The sequence below is a fragment of the Streptomyces sp. NPDC045846 genome, assembly GCF_056431605.1.
The window spans coordinates 17542-32065 of the sequence record NZ_JBWKKJ010000015.1; the positions used below are offsets into that span (position 1 = coordinate 17542).

Genomic DNA, 14524 nt, shown 5'->3' on the forward strand with positions numbered 1-14524 from the left:
GCCGTACGGACGTCCCACCGTACGGCGGCACGGTGCACCAACTCCGTTGTCCATCAAGGGAGTTCGGGCACTGCCTTGCGGCGCAGCCAGTCCCGGAAGAACGCGTCGAGGCCATGGCCCGCCACCTCCTCGGCCAGCGCCACGAAATGGGACGTCGTGACGACCGCCCCGCGATGCCTGGCGGACCACTCCTTCAGCAATCGGAAGAACCGCTCCTCGCCCAGGGTCAGCCGCAGCGCGTGCACGGTCGCGGCGCCGCGGAAGTAGACCTCGTCGTCGAAGAGGCGACCCACTCCCGGATCGGCGAGGACCAGGTCCTGGGCACCGCGCCGCAGCCGCGCGGTCTCGCGCAGCGCCCTCGCATGGGCCGCCCGTTGGCCGGACGCCTCCTCCCACAGCCACTCGGCATACGTGGCGAGCCCCTCCTTGAGCCAGACGTCCCTCCAGTCGGCGATCCCCACACTGTTGCCGAACCACTGGTGAGCCAGCTCGTGCGCCACCTCGTCCTCGTAGCCCCGGCGTCCGTCTATGCGGTCGGTGCCGAACACGGACAAGGTCTGCGCCTCCAGCGGGTCTCCGACCACCGCGTCCACCACGACCACGCCGTACTCACCGAAGGGATAGGGACCGAAGAGACCGGAAAAGACGGTGAGCATCCGCGCCTGCCGCCCCAGGTCGTGGGCGGCCTCCGCGGCGATACGGGCGGGAAAGGCATTGCGCAGCAGGACGTCCGGCGGTCCACCGCTCTGTTCGTGCAGGACGAAACGGCCGATGGCCACCGTGGCCAGATAGGTGGCCATCGGCCCGTCGTGCTCGTACGTCCAGCGTGTACGCCCCTGACCGTCCGGGCGCCGGGACGTCAACCGGCCGTTGCAGTACACCTGGTAGCCGTCGGGAGCGGTGATCTCGAAGCGGTAGGCGGCCCGGTCGTCGGGCCGGTCGTTGCAGGGGAACCAGGAGGGCGCCCCCAGCGGCTCGCTGGTGACCCGCACGCCGTCACCGGTACGGAACCAGCCCGCCGAATCGTCGAGCCGCCCCATGCGGACCGGGCCGGGCACCCCTTGGTAGGCCACGGTGAGCCGGGCGGGAACACCGTGCGCGAGGGGGCGCTGCGGCGTGACGAAGAGCTTTCTTCTGCGCTGCCGCCACGCCGCCGGCACTCCCCCGACAGCAGCAGCCGTGACCTTCAGCCTCGCCAGGTCCAGCATGACCGTGGCCAGGCGCTCGTGGGGCACGAAGTCGATCTCCGCATGGGCGCGCACGCTGCCCGGCTCCGGCCGCCAGTCGAGGCGGATGCGGTAGCGGGCGACGCTCAGCGTGGAGGTGCCGTGATGGGAGAAGTAACGTGCCATCGCATCCCCGCCCCCGCCGTGCGGCGAACTGATTCCGAACCCCGCTGTTCCCAAGTGTCCCGCCCGGCGCAGGCTGTCCGCACCAAGGACGCGCTTTCGGCCGATGCCCGGCCCCTGCTGCGGGTCCGCACCCAGCCGTCCGCACACCACAACGCGCGCCAGACGTCCGCCCGTTCACGAGGCGGCCCCTCCTACGCACAGCCTTCGCGAAAAGCGAGGGGGCCTCGCATCATGGCGTGCTCACGGTCGACCCACAACCGGACGACCCGAAGACGCGGCCCCACTGAGCCCGGCTCCTGCGCCCGAGCCATGAGGTGACGTCGGCGAGCGAAGCCGTGCCCCCGAGGCCGGCTCATGCCCTGCGCGCGGTGAGGGTGCGGCGCAGTGCGTAGACGGCCGCGCCGATCCCCACAACGGCGGCACCGGCCAGGACCGACGACAGGGGCAGGGCGAAAGCCAGAACGAGACATCCGGTGAGACCGGCGGCCGGAACGATCCGGGCCGGCCGTCCTTCGGCCGAAGTCAGGGTGAGCGCTGAGGCGTTGGCGACCGCGTAGTAGGCCAGCACGCCGAAGGAGGAGAAACCGATCGCTCCCCGCACGTCAGCGGTCGCCGCTACCGCGATCACCACGGCGCAGACCACCAGCTCCGCGCGGTGCGGAACGTTGAACTTCGGGTGGATCGCCGCCAGGGCGTGCGGGAAGTGGTGGTCGCGGGCCATGGCCAGAGTGGTGCGGGAGACACCGAGGATCAACGCGAGGAGCGAGCCGAGGGCCGCGACCGCCGCGCCGACCCGCACGACCGGCACCAGCCACCCCGCTCCAGCCGCACGCACGGCCTCCGTGAGCGGCGCCTGGGCCGCGGCCAGACCATCAGCCCCGAGCACGGTGAGCACGCCGATGGCGACGGCGGCGTAGACGGCCAAGGTGATGCCGAGTGCGATCGGGATGGCGCGCGGAATGGTGCGACCCGGGTCACGGACCTCCTCGCCGAGGGTGGCGATGCGCGCATAGCCCGCGAACGCGAAGAACAACAGCCCGGCTGCCTGAAGCACCCCGCCGACGGTCATGTCCGCACCGACCTCCAGACGCGCCGCGTCCGCGGTACGGGAGGCGAGCGAAACGATCACGACGGCAGCCAGCACCGCCAGCACCAGGGCCACGATGAACCGTGTCATGAGCGCCGACTTCTGCACCCCGGCGTAGTTCACGGCCGTCAGCCCCACCACCGCGGCGACCGCGACCGCATGGGCCTGACCGGGCCATACATAGGTGCCGATGGTCAGGGCCATGGCCGCGCAGGAAGCGGTCTTGCCCACGACGAAGGCCCATCCGGCCAGGTGGCCCCAGAAGGCCCCCAGCCGCTCACGGCCGTAGACATAGGTGCCGCCGGAGGCCGGGTAGCGAACGGCGAGCCGGGCGGATGACGTGGCGTTGCAGTACGCGACGAGCGCCGCGAGGGCGAGGCCGATCAGCAATCCCGATCCGGCAGCACGGGCCGCCGGGGCGAGGGACACGAATACCCCCGCCCCGATCATCGACCCCAGACCGATCAGCACGGCGTCCGTCACACCAAGCCGCCGGTTCAATTCACCCGGTGCCCCGGGGACCGCTGAAGGGGTCCTGCTCAACTCGGCCACGCTCCCTGGCTCGTCCGGCCCAGGCCGGCGGCCCGTGGTCCGCGCAAACCATAAGCCGTCGGCCTCGCAGATCAGGGTCTGGTACCGCACTGCGAACAACAAGCCCCCGGGGATCGCGCCCACTGTGGCCGACACCATCCGCTCGACCCGCGCGGGGGCCTACATGCCGGGGCCTTGGCCCCTGGAGGGCGACGGACAATCCCAAGGCCCTCAAGACGACCGGAGGATGCGCGTCTGTCCCGCCCCCGTGTCCGGCCGCAGGAACGGACTACGAGATGGGAACTGTTGCCGCACCCTCGTCCGGGGTACCGATCGTGCCTCTCCTCAGGACCGTCTCCACCCCATAGGGGCCGGGACCCAGGCAGGCGATCAACAGGAACGTGAAGCAGAACAGGACGGCGGGCTCGCCTCCGTTGTCGATCGGAAACAGCGCACTGGACTGATGGACGCTGAAGTACGCGTAAGCCATGGATCCGGAGCAGACAACAGCAGCAGTCCGCGTGAACAGGCCAAGGGCGACCAGGGTTCCGCCCACCAGTTCAATCATCGCGGCCCACCATCCGGGCCACTGCAGGGCGGACACCGTGCCCCCGCCGTGGGCGGTTCCCAGGACGCCGGACAAGGAAGACGCGCCATGGCAGGCGAAGAGGAAGCCGGTCACCACGCGGAACACTGCCTGCACTATCGGGCGCACGGCGCGTAACGCCAGTGCTGGTGAGAAGTTCATGGGGGTACTCCTCAAGTCCGGGGAAGCTTGGCGCCGAAGCCCAGGTTTCCGACGTGTACACGACATGGCAGGTCTAACGCAGATTGGCGAAACCGCGCCAGCCGGAGGATGCTCTGCGTTTCCTCTGAAAACCCGCGGATCCCCGTCCGCCCCTCTGGCCCTCGCCCCCTGACGCCTCGCCGGCGACCAGCCCTCGTTTCCGCTCTCCTCCATCCGCGCTGTCTGCCGAGGACACCGGTCCCCAGCCGACGGCCTGCGATGCTGTCAGCGTGACGCTGCCTCAGCCCATAGGAACCCTGTCCCCACGCCGAACAGCACCACATGCACCGCCAGCGTGCGCCACAACCGCAGCAACGCGGCCAGCACACCCCCCACCATGAGGATCCAGGACGCCACCCACGCGATGGCGCGTCCGTCCTGGGCCTGCTGCATCAGCTCCTGCTTGCTGGGCGCGCCGAAGGACAGGGTGCTCATCATCATGGCGTAGACGAGGGCAGCCAGGACGACCAGACCCATAAGCGAGCCCAGGACAGCGCAGGGGATGTCCACCGCGCGGCGGGATCTCATCGCACTCATCCCGCCGATCCTGCCCCTCCGGCCCGGCACGCGCATGAGTATCCGAACTCAAGTCGGTTCCTGTGCCCGCCCGTTCCGTCCCACTCGCCCGGGCAGGTGCCCCACCTGCGTCAGTCATCGCCAGCGGGATCCTGACGGTGTGCGACGCAGAATTCGGCAGCGAAGACACACGAGGCCTCAAGGAAGGCCGTGTCTCCACCAACACCGCAGGGCAAGCCGGTTCAGATGTCACCCGAGCGTGCGGCAGACCTCCTGGCCGGGCTCGGGCGGACATCCGGTGCGCCGAGCCAGGCGGTTGCGTTCTGGAAGAAGCCGGGCACAAGCACAGCGGTGCTTCCGCTCGCGTGCGGTGGCTTTCGGATGGCCCGCGTGGCCGACATGGGCTTGGCCGCGGCGGCTGTGGGCTGCCGCGGCCAAGGGCGTTGGTCCGTGTCTCCCAAGCCGCCGGGGTGGGCCGGCCGGGAGGTCGGGGTCAGGTGGCCGGAGTGATGGTGACGTCGATGGTGACGTGGCCGTCGTCGCTCCTCACGGTGTAGGAGCCGTTGCCGGTGAAGTCCGTGTTCCCGCGGGCCAGGAAGTCGTCCCCGCTGGCCAGGTCGTACTCGTCGACCCAGCAGGCGACCTTGGCGATGTCGGCTGCGGTGAACGGCAGATTCATGGAGGGGGCGGCACTGTTACGGGTCGGAGTGGAGTTGCCCTGGTTCTTCTGGCTCCAGATCCGGAAGTAGCTGCCGTCCTTGAGATCCAGCGTGATCGAGCCGTAGGGCTCGGGCTCGAACTCGCCGTTGTTGACGAAGCTGATCCTGAAGTCGGCGCGCGACTTCACCGGCTGGAACGGAGGGGCGGGCGCGGCCGAGCCGAACTCTGTGCCCTTGAGGCCGGGCCACATGTCGGCGATGCTGCGGGCGCCGCTCAGCGCCTTCCATTCGTCGAGGTCGAACTGCAGCGCCTGGTCGCCCTTGACGAAGTAGCACAGGCGGCGCTTCGTCCCGGCCAGAACCTGGGCGGGGATGATCTGGTAGACCACTGCGTCGAGGTCCCTGTCGAGGCCGGCTTCCTTCAGCCCGGGCCACTTGTCGGCGAGCAGGTAGGGGCCGCCGCTCACGCGGTCCGTGAGGGCGTCGTAGGTGACGAACCTGTCGCCCTTGAAGAAGTAGTACGTGTCCACGGTCCCGAAGGGGACGTCCTGTTGGTCGAGGAACGCGGCGTCGAGGTCCCGGTCGAACCCGGCGTCCTTCATGCCCGGCCACATCTGGGCGATGTCCAGCGGACCGTAGAGGATCTGCTCGTTCGCGACGTCGTACCGGAGGTACTGGTCGCCCCGGAAGATGTAGAGGTAGTCCTTCTCCTCCGGCAGGGTGATCGCCGCCGGGTTCAAGCGGAACGAGAAGGGCACGGCGGCGTCGATGGCGCCGGCGAACTGAGTGTCCTGCAGCCCCGGCCATCCCGCGCTGATGGCCCGGGGGCCCAGACGCACGACGTTGTCGGTCAGGCTGTACAGCAGGTATTGGTCCCCGAGGAACATGTACGTGTCCCACTTGAGCTGGGAGCGGTTGAACGTGGCCTGGATCGTCATCGATCCCTCCCAAGTCGCCCGGGGCGGGATTGTCCGGCACAGCTCGGTTGCCGTACCGCGCTGCCGCCCATCGCCCCGGACACTAGGAGCACCGACAGGCGAAGTCCAGGGAATCGGAGGCCGATGACGGCCGCGCTGGTGCCCACGGACCCTCCTTCGACGGGATGCGGCCACCCCCGCGGCCACACGCCTTCCCGACCCCTCCCAGGCCAAGGGGGGACCTCCCCCAGCGCAGGTGCCGGACACCTCGACACCCTGCACAGCAAATTTGTCCAATACGCAGCCACACCACGCTTCTCCCACCCTCTCCAGGACAGGACAGGTGGTGCAGACACCACACGCCGCCGATCGGCCTCCCAGTCGGGGTGCGGCCCCGATGGGCCAGGACTGCGGGTGCGTGTCCGGTCCACCGCATGTCTCGCATGAACTGTTCGACCTCACCTCGCCGATGGGCGACAACGCGTCCCGCCTGTTCGGCGCCGTCAGGCTCGGCCCGCCTCCCACGGGGCATCCGACTGTCCCCCGAAGACGGGTCGGCCTTCATCGCCCTGGGCGAGTTCATCGACGCCGCTGTCCGCAGGGTCGACGGCATGGCCACCGCGTCCTTCGACACGGCAATCAACGCCTCCACCGTGCCCAAAGACGTGCCCCCGTCGAGGATGCAGCCCTGCTCGTGGGTGAGACGCAAGCCGCATCAGAGGGTCGTCAAAGGCCGCCCGGTTCTCTTGAGACCGCATCCGAGGAGCAGTTGTATGGAGCCTGTGAACAGCAGTCCGCGCTATGACGACCGGCCGCCGAATCCGGCGCCTCCGGTAGTGCGCGCTGTTCCCGCGTCGGCTCTCTGAGCCACGCCTCCCGGCACGCGTACGCCGCCGCCGTGCCCACGCCCGGCGGCGTACGCGTACCTCCTCCCGCAGCACGCTCCGCCCCTGATTCGGGGCGATTTCGGCGTGCCTACATCCAGAAAGCCCACCATGTCTTCTGCATCCCTGACCGGCCGCACGGTCCTCGTCACCGGAGCCACCTGCGGCATCGGATACGAGACCGCACGCCAGATCGCCGAGCGCGGCGCCACCGTCCTCGTCCACGGCCGCACCACCGAGGAGGCCCAGGCGGCCACGGACCGCCTCATCGCCACGGCCGGTGTCGAGCCGGGGCAACTCCGCTCGTACGCGGCCGACTTCACCCGGCTCGACGAGGTCGAGACGCTCGCCCGCCGGGTCGTCGAGACACACCCGCACCTGGACGTCCTCGTCAACAACGCCGGTATGGCCGCCCCCGAGCGGCACACCGTCACGGCCGACGGCAACGAGGTCGCCTTCCAGGTCAACTTCCTCGCCCACTACCTGCTGACGTGTCTCCTGGAGACGGCACTCACGAGCGACCCGGGCGGCCGTGTCGTCAACGTGTCGTCGTCGCTGCACCGCACGGGCAACATCCAGTGGAGCGACCCCAACCGCACCAAGCGCTACTCGCGCCTCGCCGCCTACGCCCAGTCGCAGCTCGCGCTGACGGTGTTCGCCGCCGACCCGCGGGTCGCCGCCGTCTCCGTCCACCCCGGGATCTGCGACACCGCTCTCCTCCCGCTGTACGCACACGAAGGCGTCCCCGCTGCCGAGGGCGCGGCCCATGTCGTACGTCTCTGCGACCCGGCCACCGAGATCGTCAACGGCGCCTACTACGACCGCGACCAGCGCGTCGACCCCGCGCCCGCGGCCGCCGAGGGCCGCTCCCTGCAGCGCCTCAACAAGCTCGCCGCTCTGCTCGTCGGCCACACCGCCTGAAGAACACCGCCCCAAGCACCACCTGAAGGAGCAAGACCGCATGTCCAAGCGCTCCCGCAAGAAGAAGGACCGCCGCAAGAAGAAGGCCAACCACGGCAGCAAAGCGTCCTGCTAGCTCCGCCGAACGCCCGAGGGGGCGGACTGTACCGGCGGACAGTCCGCCCCTTCTCCCTCCCCGTGCCCAGAATCAGGTGAACTTTCTTGATCGAGCTTCCCTTGCGCCAGCTCCCCTCCTACCTGCGCTGGTTTCCCGGCGGAACGGCGGGGCCGACCTCGCTGGCCGAGCACGTCCTCGCCACCCGAACCGGCCGCCTCTGGGCAGACCGTGCCGACCGACCTCGTACTGTCGCCCTCACCTGCGCCGGGCACGTCCTGCTGAGCGGGGACCCAGGGGCACTGGAAACGGGCTCCCTCGCCCCGCTCTCCAACCGCTACGTGCTGGCCCCGGCCCGCTTTCTGCCGGCCCTTTGCTCGGCGTTCGACCGGGTCGTGCCGTGGGAGCGGATGGTGTACGTCCGCACCGAGGAACCGGCCCGGCCTCACCCTCCGCGCGGCGTGACGGTACGGCGCGTGGTCGAGGCCGACGCCCCGGCACTCGCCGCGCTGGGGGCGGACTCGGCCTGGATTCACGCCAGTTGGGGCGGTCCGGCCAGGCTCGCCAGGTCCGGGCACGCCTGGGGCGCCTTCCACCGGGGCCGGCTCCTCGCGGTCGCCTGCACCTACGTTCTCGGCAGCCGGTACGAGGACATCGCCGTCGTGACCGTTCCCGAACGCCGCCGCGAGCAGCTCGCCCTGAGCTGTGTCGTCGCCCTGTGCGCCGACGTCGAGGCGCGCGGCCGCACCACGAGCTGGACCTGCTCCCGCCACAACCGTCCCAGCCGCCTGCTTGCCTGGACCGCGGGCTTCCGCCTGGAGCGCGAGTACGTTCACTACGCGACCGGCACCCCCGCCACGAAGGGTGTCTCCCGCAGCCGGAATCCCGCTGCTCCCGTCGGAAGCGTGTCGGGCGCCTGACATCACCGCGGCTGTGTCTGGTGGACGTCGACGCCGAAGTGCTCCAGCACGGCCAGGAAAGCCATCCGGTTGGGGATGCCGTTCGGCTCCCACATCGCCCGCCTCTCCTCCCCGCTTCTCGTGTGCACGACGATGCCCCGCGGCCGCGCCTTTAGGTCCAACGGCGGCCCCGCCTCTATGTGGTCCAACTCGGCCCAGGTCATGAGTGTGCGGCGTTTGACGAAGAGCAGCCATTCGTAGAGGAGCAGGCCCTCCGGTGTGATGCCGGCGAGCTTGAAGTCGACCGTTCCACCTTGGCTGATGCATTCCAGCATCCTGGGGAGCTGCGCCTCCGCGATCTTCGGTTCCGCCAGGCGCACGAAGTGCGTCAGGGCCGTCTCCACGGGCCCGGCTGCTCCGGCCGTCATCCGGTGCCGGGTCCCCCGGTGCCAGAGGCAGTACCGGTACCCGAACTCGTAGACCGCGCCTTGGTGGCGGACCCTGGAGAAGGAGTGGTCGATCCTCTCGATGTCCTGCCAGCGGACGGCGAACGTCTTGCCCTTGCCCGGCAGGAAGTGTGCGCGGTGCCCGTAGAAGAGGACGGCACCCTGCTCGTGGACGTGGATGGTCTCGTGCGGAATCCGGAGCACCGCGACCTGCGCGCCGAGCGACGCTCCGGCCGCCAGCTCCGCCGCGACAGGTGCCATGACAGAGTCCTCGGTCTGCGGCTCGAGATAGTGCCGCGTCGCTTTCGCCGAGCACAGCACGATTCCCGTCCCCGCGAAAGCGAAGACCGACCCGCAACCCGCCAGCGGGGGCGACCAGTCCGCGACAGGGAGGGAATCGTCGAACAGTGCCGGGCCCAGCGTTCCGGCGACTCCGAGAGCGGCGACCGAGCTGACGAGGAAGAGGACGTTCTCCGCTCTGCCCAGGGCACCGGGCCGGCTCCGCAGGATTCCCCGGCCGCTCCACAGCAGATCCGTGCCCATGCCGAGCATGAGCAGGCACCAGGCGAACAGGACCCAGCCCCCGAGCCACCGGTTGTGCCCCGGGGCCGCGTCAAAGATCCACAGTACGGTCCACACGGCACCGGAGCCACCGGCTACGGCCATGGCCGCTCCAGCGAGCATCGCGATTCCGCCTGCCGCGGTGACCGTTGCCGGTCGCGCCGAACTCACCGTTCCCCCTTCCTCACTGCGGTCGCCGCCCTCTCATGCCCGTGTCGTCCTCGCGGCCCTCGTGGTACCGGATTCGCGTGAGCGGCGGTCGCGGGCAGGGACGGGTCGAGCAGAGCCCCGAAACATGCATGGGCGCCCCGGCCGTCACGGAGAGGCGACAGGAGCGCGTGAGATCGACGCTACGCCCGCCCCGGCCGGGAATCCGACGCCCGCCGGCTCGTTAGCAGAACCTTGATTGCCGTATTTCGGGCCCACGTCGAGGAGATGGGCCACTCCCCCACTGACCGGCCCCTGGGAACAGACCTGGACGTCCGTGGGCCTCGGCCTCGCCGCGTACAAGGCGTGGGAGTACTTCGCCAAGCGCTGGGAGCGGACGGCCGAGCCCGACACCGAGGGCAACCCGCCCCGTCCTCTTCTCGAACACCTCGGCAAGACCCTCGCCTTCTGAAAGAAGGCCGGGCCGGGCAAGCGCGGCCAGTACGCCGCCGCACCCCGTGCCCGGGCGGGCTCGCGGCGCCCGTACCGCGAACCCGCCGCCGGAGCAAGAGCCGAGCCGAACCAACGTAAGGGAACGCAGAGTTACGAAGTCGCCGCGCCCGGCAGATCCGGGCTGACCGGGAGGTGGTCCGAAGCCTGCCGGAGCGTGATGACCATGGTCATGCCGCCGCCGGGCGTGTCCTCGGCGGCAAGGGTGCCTCCCACGGCTTCGACGAAGCCCCGGGCGACGGCCAGGCCGAGGCCCACTCCGGCACCGCGCGGGGCGTCGCCGTAGCGCTGGAAGGGGGCGAAGATGCGGTCCTTCGCCTCGTCCGGCACCCCCGGTCCCTGATCGGCGACTCGTAGCTCGACCCGATCAGCGATGGCGCTGGCAGAGATCAGCACGCGTTCGCCCTCGGGGCTGTATTTGACCGCGTTCTCCGCGACGTTGGCAACGGCCCGCTCCAGAAGGCCCGCGTCGACGGACACCATCGGCAGGTCCTCCGGGATGTCGAGGATCACGCTGTCCTCGGGGACCCCGCCAAGCGCCATGGGCACGACCTCGTCGAGGTCGGTGTCACGGATGATCGGGGTCACGGTGCCGGTCTGTAGGCGGGACATGTCGAGGAGGTTGCCGACCAGATGGTCGAGGCGGTCGGTGCCCGCCTCGATCCCTTCGAGAAGCTCCGCCTCGTCCGCCTCGGACCATTCGACATCATCGGCGCGCAGTGAGGTGACGGACGCCTTGATGGAGGCCAGCGGGGTGCGCAGGTCGTGGCTGACCGCGGCGAGCAACGCGGTGCGGATGCGGTCGCCCTCGGCGTACAGCCGTGCCTGGTCGGCCTCCTCCTTGAGCCGCTGGCGGTCCAGGACCACGGCGGCCTGGGCGGCGAACGCGCCGAGCACACGCCGGTCCTCGGCCGGCAGCACGCGCCCGGTCAGGGCGAGCGCCATGCGGTCACCGACCGGCATGTCGACGTCCGCATCCTCGGGCCGGGTCACCGCACCCGGCCCCGCGCTTCCGGTGACGGTCCACGGCTCGACCTCGCTCGCACGCTCCAGCAGAGCAACCGACACCATCGCAAAGGTCTCCCGCACCCGCTCCAGGAGGGCATCCAGGCTGGTCTCGCCGCGCAGCACGCTGCCCGCGAGGAACGAGAGGATCTCGGACTCGGCGCGCAGCCTCGCCGCCTGCTGCGTGCGCCGGGCCGCCAGGTCGACGACGGACGCCACCGAGGCCGCGACCAGGAAGAAGACCGCTATGGCGACGATGTTCTTCGGGTCGTAGATGGTGAGCTCGTGGACCGGCGGAGTGAAGTACCAGTTGATGAGCAAGGAGCCGATCGCCGCAGAGGCGAGCGCGGGCAGCAGTCCGCCGAGCAGCGCGGCGCCGACCGTCAGCGCCAGGTACAGCAGCATCTCGTTGGCGAGCCCGAGGTCCACGGAGATGTTCGTCAGGAACAGGGTGAGCAGGACCGGTCCGACCACCCCCGTGAACCAGCCCCACAGGCTCCGGCCCCGGCCGAGTCGCGCCCCGCGCGCCACCGGCAGGCCCCGGCCGCGCGCGGCCTCCTCGTGGGTGACGATGTGGACGTCGAGGTCCGGCCCGGAGTCGCGGGCGACCGTCGCGCCCACGCCCGGGCCGAAGACGTACTGCCAGCCCCTGCGCCGGCTGGTGCCGAGGACGATCTGGGTGGCGTTGACGCCACGCGAGAATTCGAGCAGAGCCGTCGGCACGTCGTCACCCACGACGTGGTGGAAGGTGCCGCCCAGGTCCTCCACCAGGGTGCGCTGGACAGCGAGTTCCTTGGGCGAAGCGGCGGTGAGACCGTCACTGCGCGCGATATAGACAGCCAGTACCTCGCCGCCCGCGCCCTTCTCGGCGAGCCGGGAGGCCCGGCGGATCAGGGTCCGCCCTTCCGGACCGCCGGTCAGACCGACGACGATGCGCTCACGCGAGCCCCAGATCGTGTTGACCCGGTGTTCGCTGCGGTACTCGGTGAGGTACTCGTCGACGCGGTCGGCGACCCACAGCAGCGCCAGCTCCCGCAGCGCCGTCAGGTTCCCCGGCCGGAAGTAGTTCGAGAGCGCCGCATCGACCTTCTCCGGCTTGTAGATGTTGCCGTGCGCCATGCGGCGGCGCAGCGCCTGCGGCGACATGTCGACGAGCTCGATCTGGTCGGCGCGACGAACGACCTCGTCCGGAACGGTCTCCTTCTGCCGCACTCCGGTTATCGACTCCACCACGTCCCCGAGGGACTCCAGGTGCTGGATGTTGACGGTGGTCACGACGCCGATCCCGGCCGCCAGGAGCTCCTCGACGTCCTGCCAGCGCTTGGCATTGCGGGAACCCGGGATGTTGGTGTGCGCCAGCTCGTCCACCAGAACCACCGACGGGCGACGCTCCAGGACCGCGTCCAGATCCATCTCAGTGAAGACCGCACCCCGGTATTCGAGTTCACGGCGCGCGACCTGTTCCAGGCCGTGGAGCATCACCTCGGTACGCGGCCTGCCGTGGTGCTCGACGAACGCGACCACGCAGTCAGTGCCGCGCTCCACGCGCCGGTGCGCCTCGGACAGCATCGAATACGTCTTTCCGACACCCGGCGCCGCGCCGAGATAGATACGGAGCTTGCCGCGCGCCATAATTCCGATCTCTGTGGTGGTGAATCTGCTGGAGGCTGGGAAGGACTTCCGGAGTACTGGCTCAGACCTCGAAGCGGTATCCCATCCCCGGAGCGGTGATCAGATGCTTCGGGCGGGACGGGTCTGCTTCGAGCTTGCGCCTCAACTGGGCCATGTAGACGCGGAGATAGTTGCTCTGCGTACGGTAGCTGGGCCCCCATACTTCGTGCAGCAACTGACGCTGACTGACCAGCTTGCCCCGACTGCGGATCAGAACTTCGAGCAGGTGCCACTCCGTCGGGGTGAACCGCAGATCCGTGCCACCACGTCTGGCCTTCTTGGCAAGGAGGTCGATCGTGAAGCCGCTCGTGGCGACGACGGCAAGTTCCTCCTCCCCACGGGCCTCGGACTCGGTGCGCCGGGTGGCCGCACGGAGCCTTGCGAGCAACTCGTCCATCGAGAACGGCTTGGTGATGTAGTCGTCGGCGCCGGCGTCCAGCGCCTCGACCTTCTCGTCGGAGGTGTTGCGCGCGGAGACCACCAGGACGGGCGCCCGGGACCAGCTGCGCAGCCGCTTCATCACTTCGATGCCGTCCATGTCGGGCAGTCCCAGGTCGAGGAGCACGGCGTCCGGCGGGTTCGCGGCGGCGAGGGCAAGGGCGGTCGTCCCATCCGCGGCGGCGTCGACGACATACTTGCGCGCCCGGAGGTTGATCTCCAGTGCCCGTACGAGCTGTGGTTCGTCCTCGACCACCAGCACCCGGGTCATCGGTGTGCCGCCTTTCTTCCATGCTGCGAGTCGTGTGGGAGTCACGGAATGAGTGAATGAGCACGGTCGTGCGGAGGGGCGGGAGCCAGTGCCCGGAGGTCCTCCGGGGTCGGGGCTCCCGTCCGCCGTCGTAAGTGGCTCACTTCTGTGTGAGTTCCTTGAGTGCGATGTTCAGCTTGAGGACGTTGACGCCGGGTTCGCCCATGAAGCCGAGGATCCGGCCGCTGGTGTTGTCGGTGACGAGCTTCTCGACCTGCCTGACGTCGAGGTGGTTGCGCTCGGCGACGCGGTTCACCTGGAGTTTGGCGTACGCCGGTGAGATCTGGGGGTCGAGGCCGGAGCCGGAGGAGGTGACCGCGTCGGCGGGCACGTCGGCCGGGTCCACCGGGTGGCCGGGCGTCGAGTTGTCCTTGACGACCGCGTCCTTGGCGTCCTTGACCTGCTTGATCAGCTTCTCGTTGTCACCGGAGAGGTTGGTCGCGCCCGACACCAGCAGGTTGTACTGGGTGTTGACGCTGTTCGCGGCGAGCCCGTTGGAGGGGCGCGGCTGGAACCACTTCAGGTCCGGCTGCGCGGCCTCCTCCGCGTTGTTCGGGTCCTTCTTCGGGAGGTTGTAGGTCTGCCCGATGAGCGAGGAGCCGACGACCTTCCCGCCGGACTTGACCTCCGAGCCGTTGGCCTTGCTACTGAAGGCCAGCTGGGCAATGCCAGTCACGACGAGCGGGTAGATCACGCCGCAGACGATCGTCAGGACGACCAGTGCTCGCAGCCCCGCCCACAACAGACGGCCTGTGTTGGATACCGAGTTGTTCATGGCGATCAGCACGC

Annotated in this window: 13 protein-coding genes; 4 read left to right on the forward strand and 9 right to left on the reverse strand. The window is 69.6% G+C overall.

Annotated elements, in window-relative coordinates; genetic code table 11:
- Positions 1 to 53: 53 nt before the first annotated feature.
- The 5 genes from AC07F3_RS33620 to AC07F3_RS33640 all read right to left on the reverse strand — a co-directional run bounded on the left by AC07F3_RS33620 (position 54) and on the right by AC07F3_RS33640 (position 5870).
- Entirely contained in the window at positions 54 to 1352 is a 1299-nt protein-coding gene (locus AC07F3_RS33620) for a M1 family metallopeptidase (RefSeq protein WP_479118335.1), read from the reverse strand.
- A gap of 352 nt (positions 1353 to 1704) precedes the next feature.
- Positions 1705 to 2922, reverse strand: coding sequence for an APC family permease (locus AC07F3_RS33625; protein ID WP_479118336.1), 1218 nt, complete (start codon positions 2920 to 2922; stop codon positions 1705 to 1707).
- A 337-nt stretch (positions 2923 to 3259) separates the two neighbouring features.
- On the reverse strand, positions 3260 to 3718 hold the full coding sequence (locus tag AC07F3_RS33630) for a DoxX family protein (RefSeq protein WP_479118337.1): 459 nt from the start codon (positions 3716 to 3718) through the stop codon (positions 3260 to 3262).
- A 264-nt stretch (positions 3719 to 3982) separates the two neighbouring features.
- Positions 3983 to 4294, reverse strand: coding sequence for a hypothetical protein (locus AC07F3_RS33635; protein ID WP_479118338.1), 312 nt, complete (start codon positions 4292 to 4294; stop codon positions 3983 to 3985).
- A gap of 472 nt (positions 4295 to 4766) precedes the next feature.
- Positions 4767 to 5870 carry a hemopexin repeat-containing protein gene (locus AC07F3_RS33640; RefSeq protein WP_479118340.1) on the reverse strand — a complete coding sequence of 368 codons (1104 nt, stop codon included), beginning with the start codon at positions 5868 to 5870 and terminating at the stop codon, positions 4767 to 4769.
- A 974-nt stretch (positions 5871 to 6844) separates the two neighbouring features.
- On the opposite strand from AC07F3_RS33640, the gene AC07F3_RS33645 reads away from it, so the two are divergent.
- The 3 genes from AC07F3_RS33645 (at position 6845) to AC07F3_RS33655 (ending at position 8668) form a co-directional block, all read left to right on the forward strand.
- Entirely contained in the window at positions 6845 to 7654 is an 810-nt protein-coding gene (locus AC07F3_RS33645) for an SDR family NAD(P)-dependent oxidoreductase (protein WP_479118341.1), read from the forward strand.
- A 40-nt stretch (positions 7655 to 7694) separates the two neighbouring features.
- Positions 7695 to 7769 (forward strand): 50S ribosomal protein bL37, encoded by a 75-nt coding sequence (locus AC07F3_RS33650; RefSeq protein WP_479118519.1) that lies wholly within the window; start codon positions 7695 to 7697, stop codon positions 7767 to 7769.
- Between the two features lie 86 nt (positions 7770 to 7855).
- Positions 7856 to 8668: a GNAT family N-acetyltransferase gene (locus tag AC07F3_RS33655; RefSeq protein WP_479118343.1), complete on the forward strand. Its 813-nt coding sequence runs from the start codon at positions 7856 to 7858 to the stop codon at positions 8666 to 8668.
- 2 nt (positions 8669 to 8670) lie between these two features.
- Here the strand turns inward: AC07F3_RS33655 and AC07F3_RS33660 are convergent, their stop codons facing one another.
- Positions 8671 to 9759 carry a hypothetical protein gene (locus AC07F3_RS33660; protein ID WP_479118345.1) on the reverse strand — a complete coding sequence of 363 codons (1089 nt, stop codon included), beginning with the start codon at positions 9757 to 9759 and terminating at the stop codon, positions 8671 to 8673.
- 301 nt (positions 9760 to 10060) lie between these two features.
- Between AC07F3_RS33660 and AC07F3_RS33665 the strand changes: the two genes are divergently transcribed.
- On the forward strand, positions 10061 to 10273 hold the full coding sequence (locus AC07F3_RS33665; protein ID WP_479118346.1) for a hypothetical protein: 213 nt from the start codon (positions 10061 to 10063) through the stop codon (positions 10271 to 10273).
- A 131-nt stretch (positions 10274 to 10404) separates the two neighbouring features.
- On the opposite strand, the gene AC07F3_RS33670 is transcribed toward AC07F3_RS33665, so the two are convergent.
- From AC07F3_RS33670 to AC07F3_RS33680, 3 genes are all read right to left on the reverse strand, one after another.
- Positions 10405 to 12948 carry a DUF4118 domain-containing protein gene (locus AC07F3_RS33670; RefSeq protein WP_479118347.1) on the reverse strand — a complete coding sequence of 848 codons (2544 nt, stop codon included), beginning with the start codon at positions 12946 to 12948 and terminating at the stop codon, positions 10405 to 10407.
- 61 nt (positions 12949 to 13009) lie between these two features.
- Positions 13010 to 13696, reverse strand: coding sequence for a response regulator (locus AC07F3_RS33675; protein ID WP_479118520.1), 687 nt, complete (start codon positions 13694 to 13696; stop codon positions 13010 to 13012).
- A gap of 139 nt (positions 13697 to 13835) precedes the next feature.
- Positions 13836 to 14510, reverse strand: coding sequence for a potassium-transporting ATPase subunit C (locus tag AC07F3_RS33680; RefSeq protein WP_479118349.1), 675 nt, complete (start codon positions 14508 to 14510; stop codon positions 13836 to 13838).
- Positions 14511 to 14524: the final 14 nt, after the last annotated feature.

Excerpts from the sequence above, each read along its gene's own strand:
- AC07F3_RS33620 (WP_479118335.1), bottom strand. The coding sequence starts at position 1,352 with ATGGCACGTTACTTCTCCCATCACGGCACCTCCACGCTGAGCGTCGCC.
- AC07F3_RS33630 (WP_479118337.1), bottom strand. The coding sequence starts at position 3,718 with ATGAACTTCTCACCAGCACTGGCGTTACGCGCCGTGCGCCCGATAGTG.
- AC07F3_RS33635 (WP_479118338.1), bottom strand. The coding sequence starts at position 4,294 with ATGAGTGCGATGAGATCCCGCCGCGCGGTGGACATCCCCTGCGCTGTC.
- AC07F3_RS33640 (WP_479118340.1), bottom strand. The coding sequence starts at position 5,870 with ATGACGATCCAGGCCACGTTCAACCGCTCCCAGCTCAAGTGGGACACG.
- AC07F3_RS33645 (WP_479118341.1), top strand. The coding sequence starts at position 6,845 with ATGTCTTCTGCATCCCTGACCGGCCGCACGGTCCTCGTCACCGGAGCC.
- AC07F3_RS33660 (WP_479118345.1), bottom strand. The coding sequence starts at position 9,759 with ATGGCCGTAGCCGGTGGCTCCGGTGCCGTGTGGACCGTACTGTGGATC.
- AC07F3_RS33670 (WP_479118347.1), bottom strand. The coding sequence starts at position 12,948 with ATGGCGCGCGGCAAGCTCCGTATCTATCTCGGCGCGGCGCCGGGTGTC.
- AC07F3_RS33675 (WP_479118520.1), bottom strand. The coding sequence starts at position 13,696 with ATGACCCGGGTGCTGGTGGTCGAGGACGAACCACAGCTCGTACGGGCA.
- AC07F3_RS33680 (WP_479118349.1), bottom strand. The coding sequence starts at position 14,510 with ATGAACAACTCGGTATCCAACACAGGCCGTCTGTTGTGGGCGGGGCTG.